The organism is Streptomyces sp. NPDC107454, assembly GCF_055582885.1.
Map to the genome: position 1 here is coordinate 377,482 of NZ_JBVJPA010000007.1, position 18,203 is coordinate 395,684.

Consider the following 18,203-nt stretch of genomic DNA (forward strand, 5'->3'; position numbering starts at 1 on the left):
ATGACCGAGCACCCGTCAGCCCCCCGAATGCCTCGCGCCCCCTGCCTCCGTACCGTGTTCGCGGCCGTGGTGCGCGACGAGAACACCGCGGGTGTGCTCGTCGCCGTGATCGCCGCCGTCGTGCCGGTGGCCGCCTTCCTCGGGGACGTGCTGCGCGACAACGCGGACGCGCCGCGGCCGGCCGTCGAGGTACGCCGCCGGGCCGCCGACGCGCTCGCCGAGGCGGTGCGGGAGCAGTGGGCGGCCGAGGCGCGACTGCGCAGGCTCCTTCCTCGACGAGGCCGCCGGCGGGGTGTGCTGCGGCGGTCGGGCGCGTACTACGAGTTCCGCCACCGGCGGCCGCAACGACGGCTCGTCGGGGTCGAACGGTCGGCCGACGGCCCGTCAGCGCAGGAGTGCCTCGACGTCCTCGGGTGACGTCAGCTCCGTGCGACGCACGATCAGTTCGCGTCCGAGGAGGAGCGCGCGCCGGGAGGCGGGTACCGGGTCGGGCAGGGTGGTGAGGTCGGTGAGGTGGGCGAAGCCGATGACGCGGCGGACGATCTCCGCACCGGCGAAGCCCAGGGACTCCGTCCAGACGCGGTCCAGGAAGCGGTCGAGGAAGGCATCGTCGAAGAAGGTGTCGACACGGGTCGGCCACAGGCGGCGGAACTCCGTCCTGAACGCGTCCCAGGACAGCCGGAGTTGGTCACCGTGGTCGCCCTCGACGCCGAGCGCGTCCGCGCGGGCCGCGGAGACGAGCGTGTTCGCCCAGTATAGGCCGAGGTCGAAGCCGATCGGGCCGACGAAGGAGAACTCGGGGTCGAAGACCCGCACCACCGGGGCGCCCCCGCGCGCGCCGACCATGATGCTGCCGGTGTGCAGATCGCCGTGGAGCAGGGCCTGCGCGCCGGTCATGAAGAGGTGGCGCAGTTCGGCGACCTCGGTGCGCAGCCGCGGGTCGGAGCGGAAGGCGGCGGCGAGGTCGTCGAGGCCGGGGTGCCAGTGGTTGTGCTCGTGCTCGAGGTACGGCTCGCTGAGCACGACGTCCTCGGTGATCTTGCACAGCTCGGGGCTGACCGAGGCCGCGATCAGTGCCTTGCGCTCGGCGGAGGGCATACCGAAGTCGCTGGTGGCGAAGGAGAGCTGGGCGACGAACTCGCCGATACGGCGAGAGGTGTCCGGGCCGTAGGTGCCGCCCTCGTTGAGGATCGTACGCAGCACCTCCAGGTCGGACATGTCCTCCATCACGAGGGCGTAGTTGTCGGAGTCGTAGCCGTGGATCGCCGGGATCTTGTCCGGGGCGACCTTGGCGACCTGCTCGTAGGCGCGGGCCTCGGCGTCGGCGCGTTCGGGGCTCATCGGCCAGGAGGGGCCCGCGACCCGCACCCAGGGCAGGGCCTGCTTGACGGCGAGGCCCCGGGTGCCGTCGGTGGCGGTGGCGGTGACGAGGAAGACGCGGTTCATGTTGCCGTCGGAGACCTCGCGGACCTCCGGCTCGCCGGTGCCCCAGTGGCCGCGCTCGCGCAGATAGCCGGCGACGTCCTCGCTCTCCAGGATGCGGTAGCCCATCGACTCGTAACTCCCTTATGCGGTGCGGCGCTTGGACAGGGTGAAGCTGAAGACCAGGGCGAGGATGAGGACCGCGCCCTCGACGACGTCCTGTGTGTAGTACGGCAGTCCCTCGATGGTCAGACCCGTGGTGATGATCCCGATCAGGACGGCGCCGAGGGCCGTGCCCCAGACGTTGGGGCGGCCCCGGCCGAGGACGGAGGTGCCGACGAGGGCGACGGCGACGGCTTCGAGCAGCTGGGAGGTACCGGCGGAGACATCGCCCTGGCCGATGCGGGAGGCCAGGATCAGGCCGCCGATGGAGGCGAGGACGCCGGAGAGGACGTAGGCGAGCGCCCGGTACGCGCCGACGCGGATGCCGGCCAGCCGCGAGGCCTCGGGGTTGGCGCCGATCGCGTACAGCACGCGCCCCCAGCGGGTGCGGGCCAGGAACACCCAGGCGACGACGGTCAGGGCGCCGAAGATCAGCACCGAGACGGGTACGCCGAGGAAGGTGCCGCGGTCGATGCGCAGGAAGCCCTCGGTGAACCTGCCGGGCGCGGTGGTCCCGTCGGACCGGGTCATGCCGGGGGTGATGGACTGGCCGTCGACCAGGATGAGTTTGGTGCCCTGGATCACGAACATGGTGCCGAGCGTGGCGAGCATGTCGGGGATCTTGAGGACGACGATCAGCAGGGCGTTCAGCAACCCGGCCAGGGCGCCCGCCGCGACGACCGCGAGGATCGCGACCGTGCCGACCTGGTTGTAGGTGACCATCGTCTTCGCGGCGACCGTGACGCCGAGGCCGGCGACGGCGCCGACCGACATGTCCATTCCGCCGACGGCCATGGTGAGCGTGACGCCGAGGCCGAGGATGGCGGCGACGGAGACGTACCGGAGGGTGTCGAGGAGCGTCGCCGAGTCGCGGAAGGACGGCTCGCTGATCGCGAAGTACGCGAAGAGCGTGACGGTGACGAAGATGAAGCCGTACTTGATGACGGCGTTCTGGATCCGGTGGGCGACGGCGGGTGCGGACGGGGCCGCCGTCGCCGCGGAGGTGCTCTGCGTGGTGGTCATGGCGTACTTCCTGGTGTGCCGGGCATCAGACGGACGCCGAGATGGTCTGGATCACGCGGTCGCGCTCCGCGTCTTCCCCGTACGCGTCGAGACGCATCTCGCCCGCGGCCAGCACGACGACCCGGTCGGCGATCTCGAGGATCTCGTCGACGTCGGCGGACAGCACGAGGACGGCCGCCCCTTCGGCGGCCAGCGCGCGGGCGCGGCGGCCGATGTCGCGGCGTGCGCCGATGTCCACTCCTCGGAACGGCTCGTCCAGGATGAGGACGCGGGGGTTCTCGGCAAGCCAGCGGCCGACGACGACCTTCTGCTGGTTGCCGCCCGACAGCTCCTCGACGGTGCTGTGTTCGTCCCGGGCGATGACACCGAGCTGCTCGATGGTGGCGCGGCCGAGCGCGTCCTCCTTGGAGCGGCTCACGAGTCCCACCGTGGAGAGCGACCTGAGGAACGGCAGGGAGATGTTCTGGGCCACCGACCAGCCGGGGACCAGCGCGTCCGTGTGCCGGTCCTCCGGGACCAGGTGGATGCCGCCGCGGATGGCGTCGGCCGGGCGGCGCGGCGCGTAGGGCTTCCCGTCCAGCTCGACGGCTCCCCCGGTGAAGGGTTCGGCGCCGAAGAGGCCGCGGGCCAGTTCGGTCTTGCCCGCGCCCAGCAGCCCTACGACGCCGGTGACTTCGCCGGTGCGCAGGTCGAGGTCCTGGGGCGGGTGGCCGGCCAGGAACGGAACGCCGCGCAGGGAGAGGACGACCTCGCCGTGTTCGCCGGTGTGCCGCGGCCGGGCGGTGGTCGTCTCCTGGGCCTGGGCGAGCATGGCGCGCAGGGCGCTGTCCCAGTCGAAGGGCTTGACCTGGTCCTCGGTGAGACGGCCGTCCCGCAGGACGACCAGGCGGTCGGCGAGCGCGTCGATCTCGCCGAGGCGGTGGGAGACGTAGAGCACCGCGATGCCCTCCGACCGCATCCGCTCGACGAGCGCGAACAGGCGCTCCGCCTCGGCGGCGGAGAGTGCGGAGGTCGGCTCGTCGAGGACGAGGAGGCGGGGCCGGGTCGCCAGGGCCCGGGCCAGGATGAGCAACTGGCGGTCGGAGATGCCGAGTTCGGTGACGTCCCGCCTCAGTACGGCGTCGCTCCAGCCGAGGTCCAGGGCCGACTGGAGCTCACGGGCCCGGGCCAGCGTCCGGCGTCCGCTCAGGAACGGGTTGCCGCGCGTCTGGGCCAGCTCCTCGAAGACCAGGTTCTCGGCGACCGAGAGGCCGGGAACGATGCCCTCGCCGATGCGCTGGTGCACCGTCTGGATGCCCAACTGGCGTGCGGCGAGCGGGGAGTGGAGCGCGGCCGGCACCCCGTTCACGCTCACCTGGCCGCCGTGCTCCGTGTGCACGCCGGAGAGGATCTTGATGAGGGTGGACTTGCCCGCGCCGTTCGCGCCGAGCAGCGCGACGACGCTGCCCGGCGCGATGTCGAGGGTGACGGAGGCGAGCACCGTCTTGCCCCCGAAGGCCATGCTGACGTCGCGGAGGGCGACCGCCGCGCTCTTGGCCGGAGCGTCAGTGGGCGACATTGGCAATCCAGTCCGCGGTGCTGACCTTGGAGAGGTTCAGCGCGGGCAGCGCCGTGCGCAGCTGGTCCATGTTCTCGATCTTGTTCTGCTTCAGGAAGTCCTGGGTGATGGCGACGGCCGGGAACTCGACCGAGGTGGTGTTCAGCTGACCGGCCAGTTCCAGGGCGGCCGTACGGACCACAGCGGCGCCGACCGCGGACGGGTCGGTGCCCGCCGTGGCGACCCACGGGCTGTCCTCGGCGGTCATGTTCTGGATGTCGGCGTTGGAGACGTCCGCGCCGAAGACCTTCACCTTGCCCTGGAGCTTCTTGTTCTGGACGGCGAGGACGGTTCCCTTGGCGAGTTCGTCGTAGGGGGCGAAGACGCCGGTCACGTCGGAGTTCTGGGTGAGCGCTGCGGACACCAGGGGAACGTTGTCGGTGGCGGTGGAGTCGGTGACCTTGCCGACCTTGAACGCCTGCTTCCAGCCATGGGCGTCGGCGGTCTTCTTCCAGACGCTGTCGCGCTTGTCGAGGGCGGCGTACCCGGCGACGTTGACGTAACCGACCTTGGCGTTCTTGCCGAGGGCCTTCGCCATGACGTCGAGCACGGCCTGCGCCAGGCTCGCGTCGTCCTGCTTGGTGCTCACCACGCTCTTGTTGGTGGTCTCGACGTCGTAGACGACGACCTTGACGCCCTTCTTCACCGCCTGGTCGATCTCGGGCTGGATCGTGGCCGGGAAGCCGTGGTCGACGACGATGGCCTGCGCGCCGGAGTTGATGGCCGAGGACAGGTCGGTGGCCTGCTTGGCGTTGTCCGCCTGGGCGTCGTACACGGTCAGGTCGATGCCGAGGGCCTTGGCCTGCGCCTTGGCACCGTTGCCCCACTGCTCGAAGTAGTCGCCGGCGCCGCTCTGCCGGACCAGGGCCACCTTCACGTCGCCCTTGCTGAACGGCGCGGGCTTCTTGCCCGTCGCGGCGGCGGCCGAGGCGGCCCGGTCGCCGGTGTTCTGCGAGGCGTTGGAGGACTGGGAGCAGCCCGCGAGGAAGAGCGCGGAGACGGAAGCGAGCGACAGCGCGGCGAGGGGGACGCGGGTGCGGGCGGCACGGGACATGGAGGCTCCAGGGCTGGGAATGCAGAAATGAGCGGGGCGAAGAGGGAGTGCCGGTCCGGAGCGCCGGGGAGGAGACATGCCAGGACGGCATACGTCTCGTACACGGGCGGGTGCCTCGGGTTCACGGGGAACGCACCGAAGGCGGGGCGTGGTTGAGCGCTCCGGGGGGAAGGTCAGCGACAGCGGGCTGTGGTCGACCGGAGCAAGTCCACGTACAGCCGCCGCACGAGCAGCAGCGTCTTCATAGGCAGATCATGTGAACGATTCCAGCCGGCCGTCAAAGTATTGGACGTCGTTTCTCAGTATGTGGAACAACCGCTTTCTCGCACTCGGCCGATCAACGGGCGGGAGTTACGATCGCCGGACGACGTTGGACAGTGAGGCTTTCTCCGGGCCGGGCATCGATGACAGTCTCGGTATCCGGACATCCCATCCACCCCTTGGAGTTTCTCCCATGACCCTGCTGACGACGTGGCCCGAGTCCGGACCCGAGACGCTGGTGCGCCGGACCTCCGACCCGGCCGAGATCGCCGCCGCGCTCGCGCCGATCGGTGTGCGCTACGAGCAGTGGCCGGTCCGCGCGGACGTGCCTGCGGACGCGGACAGCGACACGGTGTTCGCCGCGTACGGTGCCGAGATCGAGAAGCTGAACGCGGAGGAGGGCTTCACGACGGTCGACGTCCTCGGGCTGCACCCGAGCGACGACCCCGAGTACCCCGCCAAGGCGAAGGCCGCGCGAGCGAAGTTCCTCCAGGAGCACACGCACGACGACGATGACGAGGTGCGCTTCTTCGTCTCGGGCTCCGGGATCTTCTACCTCCACGTCGGCGGCGAGGTGCACGCCGTGCTGTGCGAGAAGGGCGACCTGCTGGGCGTGCCGCGCGGTACGACGCACTGGTTCGACATGGGGACGTCGCCCTCGTTCACCGCGATCCGGTTCTTCCACGAGGAGGACGGCTGGGTCGGGAACTTCACCGGTGACCGGATCGCGGACCGCTTCCCGGACTTCGACACGATCGACGCGGGGTACCAGCACGACCGGGCCACGGCGTGACGCTCCGGTTCGACGTGGACGCCGTGGTGCTCGACATCGAGGGCACCACGAGCGCCACGGGATTCGTCGTGGACGTGCTGTACCCGTACTCCCGCTCTCGATTCGGAGCACTGCTCTCGGAGCGGAGCGGTGATCCGGCGGTGGCGCGGGCGACCGCGCAGGTGCGGGAGCTGATCGCGGAGCCCGACGCGGACGCCGACCGCGTCGAGCAGGCCTTGAACGGCTGGCTCGACGAGGATCGCAAGGCCACCCCGCTCAAGACCCTCCAGGGCATCATCTGGTCCGAGGGCTTCGCGCGCGGCGACCTCGTCTCGCACTTCTACGAGGACGTCGTCCCGGCGCTGCGCGCCTGGCACGCGGCGGGCGTACGGCTGCACGTGTACTCGTCGGGGTCCGTGGCGGCGCAGCGGGCGTGGTTCCGCTCCAGCCCCGAGGGCGATCTGCTGCCGCTCGTCGACGGGTTGTACGACACGGAGAACGCGGGGCCCAAGCAGGAACCGGCGTCCTACGAGACGATCGCGGCGACACTGGGCACCGCGCCCGACCGGCTGCTCTTCCTCTCCGACCGGCCGGGCGAGCTGGACGCGGCGCGGGCGGCCGGATGGCGGACCGTGGGGGTGCGCCGCCCCGGGGAGCCGTACTACGAGCAGGGCGTCGGCGATCACCCGCAGGCGGGGACGTTCGACGAGATCACCATCGCGAGGAGCACCACATGACCGCCGAGACGCCGGCCCTCGACCTCAAGGAGGCGGGCGCGGTCCTGGCCGCCGAGTCGGCCCGCTTCGCCTCCTTCGGCTGGATGCGCGGCACGTCCGGCAACCTGTCCGTCGTCCTGAGCCGGGACCCGCTGCGGCTCGCCGTCACCGCGAGCGGGCACGACAAGGGCGAACTCACGCCCGACGACGTGGTGCTGGTGGACGGTTCGGGTGCGGCGGTCGCGGGCGGGAAGCCGTCGGCGGAGGCCGAGCTGCACGCGCGCGTGGCCGCGCTCACGGGTGCGGGGGCCGTCGTCCACGTCCACACGGTCGCGTCCGTGGCCATGGGGCGCCGGGAGCCCGGGGGCATCGTGTTCCGGGACCTGGAGATGCTCAAGGGCGTCGGCCTGCCCGCCCACGACGTCGAGGTCACCCTCCCCGTCATCGCCAACAGCCAGGACATGAAGGTCCTGGGCGAGCGCCTGGAAGCGGCCCGCGACCCCCGCATGCCGGCGGTCGTCGTGGCAGGCCACGGGCTGTACGTGTGGGGTGCGGACCCACGCCGGGCCCGCCATCACACCGAAGTGGTGGAGTGGCTGCTGGAGTTGGAACTGACGGGCCGCTGAGTCACCGCGGCGGGTGGACTCACCCGGGAGGAAAGCACCGTGTGAGTCCACCCCAGGCGGCTAGCGCAGATGGTGGGCGGGGAGTTCGCCCGCCGATATCTCCAGCACCCCGCGTTCGGTCACCAGGCCCGTCACCAGGCGGCCCGGGGTGACGTCGAAGGCCGGGTTGTGGCCTCGGGACTCCGCCGGCGCCGTTCGCATGCCCGACCACTCCAGTACCTCGTCCTCGCCACGGAGTTCGATGTGGATGTCGGCGCCCCTGGCCGTGGTCAGGTCGACCGTCGTGGTGGGAGCGGCCACCAGGAAGGGGATTCCGGCGTCCGCGCAGGCGAGGGCGACCCCGACCGTGCCCACCTTGTTGGCCGTGTCGCCGTTGGCGGCGATGCGGTCCGCGCCGACGATCGCCGCGTCGACCTCGCCCCTCAGAATCGTTCCCGCGGCGGCACCGTCCGCCTGGACGTAGTGCGGTATGCCCTCCTGGACGAGTTCCCAGGCGGTGAGGCGGGAGCCCTGGAGGAGGGGACGCGTCTCGTCGGCGTACACGACCTCGACCAGGCCGCGCGCGTGCAGTTCACGGATGACGCCGAGCGCCGTGCCCCAGCCGGCGGTGGCGAGCGCACCGGTGTTGCAGTGCGTGAGCACCCGCAGCGGCCGGTCCACCCCGACCTTCTTGAGCAGCCAGTCCGCGCCGTACGCCCCCATCGCCCGGTTCGCCTCGACGTCCTCGCGCTGGACGGCCGCGGCCTCCGCGAGCACCGCGTCCAGCCCCTCGTCGAAGCGGGCCATCACCCGGTCGACGCACACCATGAGGTTCACCGCGGTCGGGCGCGCCGCACGGACGCGGGCCACGGCCGCCCGCGTCTCCTCGGCGGACCAGCCCTCGCCCTCGCCCTGCAACAGCGCGAGCGCCACCCCGTACGCCCCCGCCGCCCCGATCGCCGGCGCGCCGCGCACGACGAGCCGCTGGATGGCGTCCACCAGCGCGTCCACGTCACGGATCTCGCGGATCTCGGTGCGATGCGGCAGGACCGTCTGGTCGATGAGCGCGAGGCTGCTTCCGGTCCAGTCGACGGCGCGCAGTTCCTGGGGCATGGCGAGCACTCCTGATGTTCCGAACGTCCGCGACACCGTACATGAGCGCGAGAAACGCCGACGTTTCTGTCCGTTCGGCCTGGTGACCCCACATAATGGCCCAAGACATCGGATGACTCAGCGCCATCCGGAGTGACAGGGAGGTCGGCCATGGCAGTCACCGATGAGGCGATCGAGAAGATCAAGGGCATGATCGTCTCCGGCACGCTGCGCCCCGGCGACCGGCTTCCCAAGGAGAGCGAGCTCGCCGCCGACCTCGGCCTGTCCCGCAACTCCCTGCGGGAGGCGGTGCGCGCGCTCTCGCTGATCCGCATCCTGGACGTACGGCAGGGCGACGGCACGTACGTCACCAGCCTGGACCCCCAGCTCCTCCTGGAGGCGCTGAGCTTCGTCGTCGACTTCCACCGGGACGACACGGTGCTCGAGTTCCTCGCCGTGCGCCGGATCCTGGAGCCCGCCGCGACGGCGATGGCCGCCTCGAGGATCAGCGAGCAGCAACTGCACGTCCTGACCTCCCAGCTGGACGCGCTGGGCGGCGCCCCCTCGGTGGAGGAACTCGTCGCCTGCGACCTGGAGTTCCACCGGGGCATCGTGCAGAGCTCCGGGAACTCGGTCCTGTGCTCGTTGCTGGACGGCCTCTCGGGGCCCACCACCCGGGCCCGGATCTGGCGCGGTCTCACCCAGGAGGACGCGGTCAGCCGCACCCTGCACGAGCACCGGGCGATCCTGTCCGCCCTGCGGGACGGCGACGCGGAGGCGGCCCGCTCGTGGGCGACGGTGCACATCGCGAGCGTGGAGCAGTGGCTGCGCAGCACCCTGTAGAAACAGCTCGGATGACTCGGGGGGTGGTTCATGGTGGCGATCACGCGTGTTTCCGGCCCTTCAGTGGGGCAGTGATCCGTTCACTCCCCCGTGCAAGGGGGCTGCGGAGGCCCCCTCGGCACGCCGTAAGGTTGAGGCGTACGTAAGGGGCACGTCGGAAGGAGGCGCTGGGTGATCGAGCTCGAGGGGGTTCCCGAGCTGATCGACCCGGTCATGGTGGCCGCGTTCGAGGGCTGGAACGACGCCGGCGACGCCGCCTCCACCGCGGTCGCGCATCTCGACAAGGAGTGGAAGGGCGAGGTGTTCGCGGCGCTGGACGCCGAGGACTACTACGACTTCCAGGTGAACCGTCCCACGGTGTGGCTGGACGGCGGGGTCCGCAAGATCACCTGGCCGACCACGCGCCTGTCGGTGGTCCGGGTCGGCGGCGACAAGCCGCGCGACCTGGTGCTGGTCCGGGGGATCGAGCCGTCGATGCGGTGGCGCTCGTTCTGCAACGAGCTGCTCGGCTTCGCGCACGAGCTGGGTGTGGAGCTGGTGGTGATCCTGGGCGCGCTGCTCGGTGACACCCCGCACACACGTCCGGTGCCGGTGAGCGGGGTCACCTCCGACCCGGATCTGGCCCGCACGATGGACCTGGAGGAGACCAAGTACGAGGGCCCCACGGGCATCGTCGGCATCCTCCAGGAGGCGTGCACGCACGCGGGCGTACCGGCGGTGTCACTGTGGGCGGCCGTACCGCACTATGTGTCGCAGCCGCCGAACCCGAAGGCGACGCTGGCCCTCCTCAACCGCCTGGAGGACCTGATCGACCTGCGGATCCCGCTGGGCGAGCTGCCCGAGGACGCGCGTGCCTGGCAGCTGGGCGTGGACCAGCTGGCCGCCGAGGACAGCGAGGTCGCCGAGTACGTGCAGACGCTGGAGGAGGCCCGGGACACCGCGGAGCTGCCGGAGGCGTCGGGCGAGGCGATCGCACGCGAGTTCGAGCGCTATCTGCGGCGGCGGGACGGCGGCGGTCCGGCGGGCCCGGCCCCCGGCGGACACGCCACGGCCGACGGCAGCGACAGCTCCTCTTATCTGCGGGACAACCCCGGCGGTCGTCCGAAGCCTCCGAAGTCCCCGCGGCCGGAGACCGGCACCGAGGACGAGGACTCCCCGGAGGACTGAGCGGACGGATCGGGCCGGGCGGAAGCCGGGCCGACAGAAGGGGCGGTGCGCACCTGGCGCACCGCCCCTCCGCGTTGAGCGCCCCGCGCTCTCCTCGCGTCAGCGCGCGACGGCGATCACGTCGTACGGGGTGTCCGGCGTCGGCGTGGTCGTGAACCGGGCGTTGGGCAGGTACAGGCGGTCCCCGTACGCGGCCACAGTGGTCGGCACGTCGAGGTCAGGGTCGGTGAGGCGGCGCTGGAAGACGCCGCTGCGCCCGTCGGGCGAGAGCCGGAAGACGTCGATCGCGTTCTGCATGTTCTGCACCACGTACAGCGTCCGGCCGGTGAGCAGCAGCCCGTCGCCGTTGACGAGGGGCGCCGCGTCGCCGAGGTCGACGAGCCGGGTGACTCCGGTCCTCGGATCGACCCGGTGCAGGCCGCCGGCCCCGGTCTGCACGACGAGCAGGGCGGCACCGTCCGGGGTCCGTGTGATCCCGTTGGCGTTGATCGTGGCGCCGGGCACCTGGCTCCAGTCGCCGCTCAGGGGGAGCCGTACCACGTCGGCCGCGTCCGGCAGGGCGCCGCCGGGGCCCAGCGGCAGCGCGTAGAGCGTGGGCTGGTAAGAGTCCGTGAACCAGACCGCGCGGGGGGTCAGGACCACGTCGTTGGCGAAAGTCTCGGGCTCCGTGGCGAGGACGTACGACGCGAGTTCGGCGCCGGTACGGACGTCCACCACGCGGGCGCCCGTGCCGACCGTGGCGATGAACAGCCGCCCCCTGCCGTCGAGTTTGAGCCCGGCCGCCGCCGTACCCGGCCCCGGAGCGATGGTCCGGCCCTGTCCGGTGCGCAGATCGGCGCGGTAGACCGAACCGTCGGCGATGGATCCGAGGTAGGCGTAGGGGCCGCCCCCGATGGTGATGCCTTCCGGGCGGATGCCGTTCGGCAGAGGTATGACGGTGGGTAACGACTGTTCAGACGGCTTCCCCGCTGCCCAGGCCGGGCCGGCCGAGGACCCGGCGAGCGCGGCGCCGACGGCCGCGGCACCGGCGGTGAGCAGTCTTCGGCGGCTGAGACGGTCTGGGAACGAACGGTGCGTGGATGTCACGGTGCGTCCTTCCGGGCAGGACCGGGAGTTGACCGGTCCAGCGATCAACTGTCCCTGCCACCCCACCACATGACCCCCGGCGCCGCAGCCTTTGGCCGGTTTGCTGCGTGACATCTGTTTCAGGACGGATTGCACAGGTTTCCCCATTCAACTTGTTTTCAAACCGAGTTGGCGACGCCGGGGTGGACGAGTCGCCGTGGGCGTGCCAGGTTGTGCCCCGAAGACGCGGCCCGGGGACGGGACATGGCAACACCCGCAGAACCGAACCGAGAGGAGCGGTACGCGATGACCGACCATGTACAGCCGACGCAGGGCCCGGGAACGGCCGGGCCGGGACCCGACGGAGCGGGGTTCACCTACCGGGGAGCCGAGCAGGAGCTGATCGTCGTCGCACGCCCCGAGGCCCGGCTGCGCGCCGGGGCCGAGGGCGTCCGCTCGGCGGCGGGCTCGGACGTGTCGGCCCTCAACATGTTCCTCAGTGACGAACAGCTCGCCCTGGAGCCGCTGTTCGGCGGCGAGGAACGACTGCGGCAGTCCGAGGTGGCGGACGGCGGGGGCGGAAGCGACCTCGCGCTCTTCTACCGGGTGCGCGGCGTCGAGAGCCGCGCCCAGGAGCTGCGTGCACGGATCGCCGCGCTGCCGGAGATCGACACGGCGTACGTGAAGCCCGGCGCCGTCCCCGCCTCGGTGGGGTCGGTCGGGCGGAGCACGAACGGCTCGGCGAGCGCGGACGACGGCCGGCGGACGAAGGAAGGGGCGCCGGTCACCCCGGACTTCACCAGCCGCCAGGGCTATCTGCGGCCGGCGCCCGAGGGCATCGACGCCCACTGGGCCTGGCAGCGTCCGGGCGGTACGGGCCAGGGCGTGACGGTGATCGACGTGGAGGGGGCGTGGCAGCTGGGCCACGAGGACCTGACCGCGAAGCTCGCGGGCGTGGTCGTCGGCACCCCGCTGACGGACCTCGCCTGGCGCAACCACGGCACCGCCGTCATCGGGGTGATCGGCGGCGACCGCGACGAGCGCGGGATCACCGGCATCGCGCCGGACGCGGTGACCGCCGCCGCGTCCTTCCAGGACATGGGCACGGCGGCCGCGATCCACGCGGCGGCCGACCGGCTGGGCCCCGGTGACATCATCCTGGTCGAACTGCACGCCCCGGGGCCGCGGTTCGACTTCGAGGAGCGCGACGACCAGCAGGGTTACATCGCGATCGAGTGGTGGCCGGACAACTTCGCGGCCATCCGGTACGCGACCGCCAAGGGGGTGCTCGTCGTGGCGGCCGCGGGCAACGGCGCCGAGTCGCTCGACGACGCGGTGTACGAGCGGCGCCCCGCCGAGTTCCCCGCGTGGTGGCGCAACCCCTTCAACCCCGCCAACCCGTCCTCGGGCGCGGTGCTGGTCGGCGCGGGCGCACCGCCGCCCGGCACGCACGGCCGCGACCACGGCCCGGACCGCTCCCGCCTGGCCTTCTCCAACTACGGGGCGCGGGTGGACGCGCAGGGCTGGGGGCGCGAGGTCACGACCACCGGCGGCTTCTGGGACCGGCCCGGGGACCTTCAGGGCGGTGCCGAGGAGATCGGCTGGTACACGGACACGTTCTCCGGGACCTCCTCCGCCTCCCCGGTGGTGGTCGGCGCCCTGGTCGCGCTGCAGGGCATGCTCAAGGCGGCGGTCCAGGAACCGATGTCCCCGGAGCGTGCCCGCGCGGTGCTGCGGGCCACCGGCTCCCCGCAGCAGGACGCGCCGGGCCGGCCCGCCTCCCAGCGGATCGGCAACCGGCCGGACATCAAAGCGGCGGTCACCCGTCTGCTGCCGGAGGCGGTCGGCTCGGGCCAGGCCGAACGGTACTGGGACGAGCTGCTGCCGTACCCGCGCGAACTCCCGCCCAGGCTCCGGCTGTTCGTGGCCGGTGACTGGCGCAACCTCGCCAACCCCTCCCCCGAGATCCGTCAGGCGGTGCACTCCGCCTTCGCGGGCGGACGGCCCGACGTACGTGTCTGGTTCTCGGACGACGAGATCGTCGGCCTGGTGGTCACGGGCTGACGTGTCCGAGGGCGTAGCCGCAAGTCAACGATTCGATGATTCACGGAAGGTGGCACCCGTATGAGCACCACCCCGCAGATGAGTCAGCAGCAAGGGCACCAGCAGGGCATCCAGCAAGGCATCCAGCTGGGGCAGCAGGGACCGAGCACGGCGCCGCCCCAGCAGTTCGGACAGCAGCAGCCCATGGCGTTCGGACAGCAGATGCAGCAGCCGTTCGGCCCGCTGCAGAACCCGCAACTCCAGATCCCGCAACTCCAGAACCCGCAGTACCAGAACCCGCAGCACCAGAACCCGCAACCGCAGATCCCGCAGCAGCAGATTCCGCAGCACCTCCAGCAGCAGCTCCAGCAGATGGGGCAGCAGCAGCCGTTCCAGCAGCTGCTCCAGCAGCTCGGCGGGCAGCAGCAACAGCAGCAGGCGCAGGTCCTGACGAGCGGGATCGCCCAGCACTTCTGGGACGTGGTCACCCCGCTCCCGGGCCAGCCGTCGATCCTCTACCTGTTCATCGACAACGCCTGGCGCCCCCTGGTGAACCCCAACCAGGTCACCCACGACGAGGTCCAGCAGGCCTTCGCCTACGGGCAGCAGGTCATCGGCGTCTACGACGCCAACAGCAACGCCGTACAGGCCGTCATCGTCAACAAGTGACGCACTGAGAGAGAGCTGAGCGAAAAAGGGGCGCCGGGCGGTACGACCGCCCGGCGCCCCACACGTACGGGAGGAACTACAGGGCCACGCCCAGGAGGGCGTCCACGGCACGCGAGACGACGCCGGGGGCGCCCTCGTCCGTACCGCCCGTCTCGTGCTGGAGCGCCGCCCAGCGGTCGACCGCGGCAAGCGCGGCCGGTGCGTCCAGGTCGTTCGCGAGGGCCTCGCGGATCTCCTCGACCAGCGCCTCGGCGGACGGCCCGTCGGGACGCGACACCGCCGCCCGCCAGTTCTCCAGCCGGGCGACCGCGTCCGCGAGGACGGTGTCCGTCCACTCCCAGTCGGCGCGGTAGTGGTGCGCGAGGAGGGCGAGGCGGATGGCGGCCGGGTCGACGCCGTCGCGCCGGAGCTTCGACACGAAGACGAGGTTGCCCTTGGACTTCGACATCTTCTCGCCGTCGAGGGCGACCATGCCGGCGTGCACGTACGCCTTGGCCATCGGGAACTCGCCGGTGAGCACCTGGGCGTGCGAGGCGCCCATCTCGTGGTGCGGGAAGGCGAGGTCGGAGCCGCCGCCCTGGACGTCGAAGCCCATCCCGAGGTGGTCGAGGGCGATCGCGACGCACTCGATGTGCCAGCCGGGCCGGCCGCGGCCGAGCGAGCCGCCGTCCCAGCTGGGCTCCCCCTCCCGCGCCGCCATCCAGAGCATCGGGTCGAGCGGGTTCTTCTTGCCCGGACGGTCCGGGTCGCCGCCCCGCTCGGCGGAGAGCAGGCGCATGGCGGCGGCGTCCAGGTTGGACACCTTGCCGAAGTTGGGGTCGGACTCGACGGAGAAGTAGACGTCCCCTTCGAGTTCGTACGCCGCGCCCGCGTCCCGCAGCCGCTCGACGAGCGGCACGATGCCGGGTATCGCCTCGACGGCGCCTATGTAGTGCCGCGGCGGCAGCATCCGCAGGGCGGTCATGTCCTCACGGAAGAGGGCGGTCTCCTTCTCGGCGAGTCCTACCCAGTCGACGCCGTCGCGCTCCGCCCGCTCCAGGAGCGGGTCGTCGACGTCGGTCACGTTCTGGACGTAGTGAACCTGCCGCTTGGTGTCGAGCCACACGCGCTGAACGAGGTCGAACGCGTTGTAGGTCGCCGCGTGACCCATGTGGGTCGCGTCGTACGGCGTGATGCCGCAGACGTAGATACGGGCGACGGGACCGGGGTCGAGTGTGACGAGGCCGCCGGTCGCGGTGTCGTGGATCTGGAGGTCGCGGCCCTCACCAGGCAGGGCGGGGACCTCAGAAGCGGGCCAGGCATGCATGTCATGAGCCTAACCGGACGGAACTTCCGTATACGAACCGGACCAGCCCTGATGGCGCGGAAGGCCCTCTTGCGCAACGCCCGGCGGTGTGCGTCATCCGGTTCTACGGGGGTGAGGCCGCCGTACGGCGGCACAACCCACGGCGCGCACCGCCGAGGACGGCTGTCCGCCCCCTCACATGCGCCGTGGGCGCGAGCGCGAGCCGCCGGGGCCGCGCCCCGCCAGGACCGGCTACGCGCGAGGCGGTGCGTGTCACAAGTCACGCGCCACGGACCGGACGCCACCCGTCAGCCAGAGCCGACCGCGGGCGCCCACCACCAAACCCGGCGGCCCGCGTCCCGCACATCCACCGCACCCCAGCGACACGAACACCGCGGGGCTCGGCCCCGCAGACCTCCGAACCGGCGGGATGACGACACCGCCAGGCCAGGCACCCCCGGACAAGGCACCCCTGGACAAGGCACCGCCGGACAAGGCACCGCCACGGGCGGCTGCCGGCCCGGGCGTGGCCCCGTCCGGATGTAGCGCCGCACGGATATGGCTCTGCCGCCCGGAAGTGGGCCCGCCTGGGCGTAGCCCCGCACAGGAGCGGGCCCGCACGGGATTCAGCGCGCACGGGAGTAGCCCCGCCCGGGAGCGAGCCCCGCACGGCAGTGGGCCCGCACGGAAGTCAGCCTGCCCGGGAGTAGCCCCGCACGGGAGTCGGCCCGCACGGAAGCTAGCCCGCACGCAAGTAGCCCCGCACGGGAGCGGGCACGCCCGGCAGCGGGCACGCACGGGAGCGGGCACGCACGGCAGTGGGCCCGCACGGAAGCTAGCCCCGCACGCAAGTACCCTCGCACGGGAGCCGGCCCGCCCGGGCGTGGCCCCCCCGTCCGGGAGCAGGTCGTCCTGGGAGGGGCCGTCTGCTGCTGGGGCGGCGGAATCCGTTCCGGGAGTCGGATTTCGTGAGACCCCGTGGGCGTACTCGGTGGGCGGGCCCGGCCCCCGGACGGTCGAGGGGGTTTACACCGGTGGCCAGGGGATCGCCGGCCACTCCCCGCTCGGCTCCGGGTGTTTCCCCGAGGCGAGCATCGCCTCGACACGCGCGCGCGTGGCGTCGATTTCGCTGGTGGTGATGAGTTCGGCCAACCGGGTGGCAAGCGACGCGCCCGGCGCCAGACCGTCCCGCAGGGAGGTGAGGACCCCGACCGCCTCCGGCGTCAGAGACTCCCCCGCCCACCCCCACAGCAGCGTGCGCAGCTTGTTCTCGGCGTTGAAGGTGACCCCGTGGTCGATGCCGTACAACCGCCCCTCACCGGCGGGCAGCAGATGCCCTCCCTTGCGGTCGGCGTTGTTGATCACGGCGTCGAGCACGGCGAGCCGCCGCAGCCGCACGTCGTCGGCGTGCACGAGCAGCGCCGTCTCTCCCTCGCCGACCTCGGCGAAGCCGATCGCCTTCCAGCCCGCCGCGGGCTCCTCGGCCTCCACCAGGGCCAGCAGTCCGTCCCCGTCGGCCTCCGGCAGGGCCTCGATCCACAGCTGGCACATGCCCTCGCCGTAGGGCCCGTCACGCAGCACGGTGGTGGGGACCAGCCCCCAGCCCGTGGCCTCGGAGACCTCGTACGCGGCCACCTCACGCTGGGCGAGGGTCCCGTCGGGAAAGTCCCACAGGGGCCGCTCCCCGGCGATCGGTTTGTAGACGCAGAACGCGTCCCTGCCCTCGTACGAAACGGAGCAGTACAGCACCGCGTTCGAGGCCTCACGGATCCGTCCGCGCACCTTCAGCTCGCCCAGGGCGAGCAGCTCGGCCGTGGTCACGCTCCGCGGCGGTATCCGTTCTGGCGCGGACATACGTGTCCTTCCGGGTCGAGCGGGAGGCTGCACAGCGGGCAGGGCGGCCGGCCCGCGTTGACGACATCGAGAGCGCGCTTGGCGAAGGCCCTGGCCTGCGCGCCGGTGAGCCGGACGCGGAGCATCGGCGGGCCGTTCTCCTCGTCCTGGAGCAACCTTTCCTCGGCCTCGGCGAGGTCCTCGTCGGTGTCGGCGTCGAGCTCCACGAGCGCCTGCGCCTCGACGATCATGCGCTGTTCGTCACCGTCCCAGGCCAGCGCCATCGTGCCGACCCGGAACTCCTCCTCCACCGGGGTGTCGAGAGGGGCGGTGTCGGACACCTCGGCGGGGGCCATGGCCGGGACGGGTGCGCTGCCGCCGGTGCGCCGTACGACCTCGTCGAGGAGCTCGTCCATTCGTTCGGCGAGCGCGGCGACCTGGGTCTTCTCCAGGGCGACGCTCGTCACCCTGGGGCCTGAGGAGGCCTGCAGGAAGAAGGTACGGCGCCCGGGCAACCCGACCGTACCGGCCACGAAACGGTCCGGGGGGTCGTAGAGGAACACCTGACGGGACACGTCCTGTCTCCATTGGAAT

At 71.7% G+C, this 18,203-nt stretch carries 17 protein-coding genes; 8 read left to right on the forward strand and 9 right to left on the reverse strand.

All coding sequences use genetic code 11. The annotated features are described in order from the left end of the window. Window positions 1-54 precede the first annotated feature (54 nt). Window positions 55-417: a hypothetical protein gene (locus tag ACZ69M_RS19955; RefSeq protein WP_470051427.1), complete on the forward strand. Its 363-nt coding sequence runs from the start codon at window positions 55-57 to the stop codon at window positions 415-417. On the opposite strand, the gene mtnK is transcribed toward ACZ69M_RS19955, so the two are convergent. The 4 genes from mtnK to ACZ69M_RS19975 are packed head-to-tail and all read right to left on the reverse strand — an operon-like array spanning window position 385 to window position 5,258. Further along, complete coding sequence (mtnK, locus tag ACZ69M_RS19960) at window positions 385-1,551, reverse strand: S-methyl-5-thioribose kinase (protein WP_470051428.1); 1,167 nt, start codon at window positions 1,549-1,551, stop codon at window positions 385-387. The genes ACZ69M_RS19955 and mtnK overlap by 33 nt on opposite strands. A gap of 15 nt (window positions 1,552-1,566) precedes the next feature. Next, entirely contained in the window at window positions 1,567-2,607 is a 1,041-nt protein-coding gene (locus ACZ69M_RS19965; RefSeq protein ID WP_470051430.1) for an ABC transporter permease, read from the reverse strand. A gap of 25 nt (window positions 2,608-2,632) precedes the next feature. Beyond that, on the reverse strand, window positions 2,633-4,165 hold the full coding sequence (locus tag ACZ69M_RS19970; protein ID WP_470051432.1) for a sugar ABC transporter ATP-binding protein: 1,533 nt from the start codon (window positions 4,163-4,165) through the stop codon (window positions 2,633-2,635). Continuing rightward, window positions 4,152-5,258: a substrate-binding domain-containing protein gene (locus ACZ69M_RS19975; RefSeq protein WP_470051434.1), complete on the reverse strand. Its 1,107-nt coding sequence runs from the start codon at window positions 5,256-5,258 to the stop codon at window positions 4,152-4,154. The genes ACZ69M_RS19970 and ACZ69M_RS19975 overlap by 14 nt, the downstream gene beginning before the upstream one ends. A 454-nt stretch (window positions 5,259-5,712) precedes the next feature. Here ACZ69M_RS19975 and ACZ69M_RS19980 point away from each other — a divergent pair, with 454 nt between their 5' ends. Genes ACZ69M_RS19980 through mtnB form a run of 3 tightly spaced genes read left to right on the forward strand, consistent with a single transcriptional unit; the run spans window position 5,713 to window position 7,633 of the window. After that, on the forward strand, window positions 5,713-6,312 hold the full coding sequence (locus tag ACZ69M_RS19980; RefSeq protein ID WP_470051436.1) for a 1,2-dihydroxy-3-keto-5-methylthiopentene dioxygenase: 600 nt from the start codon (window positions 5,713-5,715) through the stop codon (window positions 6,310-6,312). After that, window positions 6,309-7,028 (forward strand): acireductone synthase, encoded by a 720-nt coding sequence (gene mtnC / locus ACZ69M_RS19985; RefSeq protein ID WP_470051438.1) that lies wholly within the window; start codon window positions 6,309-6,311, stop codon window positions 7,026-7,028. Before ACZ69M_RS19980 ends, mtnC begins: the two co-directional genes overlap by 4 nt. Beyond that, complete coding sequence (gene mtnB, locus ACZ69M_RS19990) at window positions 7,025-7,633, forward strand: methylthioribulose 1-phosphate dehydratase (protein ID WP_470051440.1); 609 nt, start codon at window positions 7,025-7,027, stop codon at window positions 7,631-7,633. Before mtnC ends, mtnB begins: the two co-directional genes overlap by 4 nt. Before the next feature lie 60 nt (window positions 7,634-7,693). Here the strand turns inward: mtnB and mtnA are convergent, their stop codons facing one another. Next, complete coding sequence (gene mtnA, locus ACZ69M_RS19995) at window positions 7,694-8,725, reverse strand: S-methyl-5-thioribose-1-phosphate isomerase (protein ID WP_470051442.1); 1,032 nt, start codon at window positions 8,723-8,725, stop codon at window positions 7,694-7,696. Between the two features lie 150 nt (window positions 8,726-8,875). Between mtnA and ACZ69M_RS20000 the strand changes: the two genes are divergently transcribed. Together ACZ69M_RS20000 and ACZ69M_RS20005 are read left to right on the forward strand one after the other, a co-directional pair. Next, complete coding sequence (locus tag ACZ69M_RS20000) at window positions 8,876-9,547, forward strand: FadR/GntR family transcriptional regulator (RefSeq protein ID WP_470051443.1); 672 nt, start codon at window positions 8,876-8,878, stop codon at window positions 9,545-9,547. A gap of 171 nt (window positions 9,548-9,718) precedes the next feature. Further along, a complete protein-coding gene (locus ACZ69M_RS20005; RefSeq protein ID WP_352052366.1) occupies window positions 9,719-10,714 on the forward strand; it encodes a PAC2 family protein in 996 nt (331 codons plus the stop codon). A 99-nt stretch (window positions 10,715-10,813) separates the two neighbouring features. Here the strand turns inward: ACZ69M_RS20005 and ACZ69M_RS20010 are convergent, their stop codons facing one another. Beyond that, window positions 10,814-11,800, reverse strand: a complete 987-nt coding sequence (locus tag ACZ69M_RS20010; protein WP_470051445.1) for an SMP-30/gluconolactonase/LRE family protein — start codon at window positions 11,798-11,800, stop codon at window positions 10,814-10,816. A 285-nt stretch (window positions 11,801-12,085) separates the two neighbouring features. On the opposite strand from ACZ69M_RS20010, the gene ACZ69M_RS20015 reads away from it, so the two are divergent. Then, a complete protein-coding gene (locus ACZ69M_RS20015; RefSeq protein ID WP_470051447.1) occupies window positions 12,086-13,843 on the forward strand; it encodes a S8 family peptidase in 1,758 nt (585 codons plus the stop codon). Between the two features lie 60 nt (window positions 13,844-13,903). Continuing rightward, a complete protein-coding gene (locus tag ACZ69M_RS20020; protein ID WP_470051449.1) occupies window positions 13,904-14,491 on the forward strand; it encodes a hypothetical protein in 588 nt (195 codons plus the stop codon). 76 nt (window positions 14,492-14,567) lie between these two features. On the opposite strand, the gene mshC is transcribed toward ACZ69M_RS20020, so the two are convergent. The 3 genes from mshC to ACZ69M_RS20035 form a co-directional block, all read right to left on the reverse strand. Next, window positions 14,568-15,797 (reverse strand): cysteine--1-D-myo-inosityl 2-amino-2-deoxy-alpha-D-glucopyranoside ligase, encoded by a 1,230-nt coding sequence (gene mshC, locus ACZ69M_RS20025; RefSeq protein ID WP_470051451.1) that lies wholly within the window; start codon window positions 15,795-15,797, stop codon window positions 14,568-14,570. Window positions 15,798-16,802: 1,005 nt separating this feature from the next. Beyond that, a complete protein-coding gene (locus tag ACZ69M_RS20030) occupies window positions 16,803-17,630 on the reverse strand; it encodes an SCO1664 family protein (protein WP_470051453.1) in 828 nt (275 codons plus the stop codon). Then, window positions 17,594-18,184 (reverse strand): DUF3090 domain-containing protein, encoded by a 591-nt coding sequence (locus ACZ69M_RS20035; protein ID WP_054231134.1) that lies wholly within the window; start codon window positions 18,182-18,184, stop codon window positions 17,594-17,596. The genes ACZ69M_RS20030 and ACZ69M_RS20035 overlap by 37 nt, the downstream gene beginning before the upstream one ends. Between the last annotated feature and the right edge of the window lie 19 nt (window positions 18,185-18,203).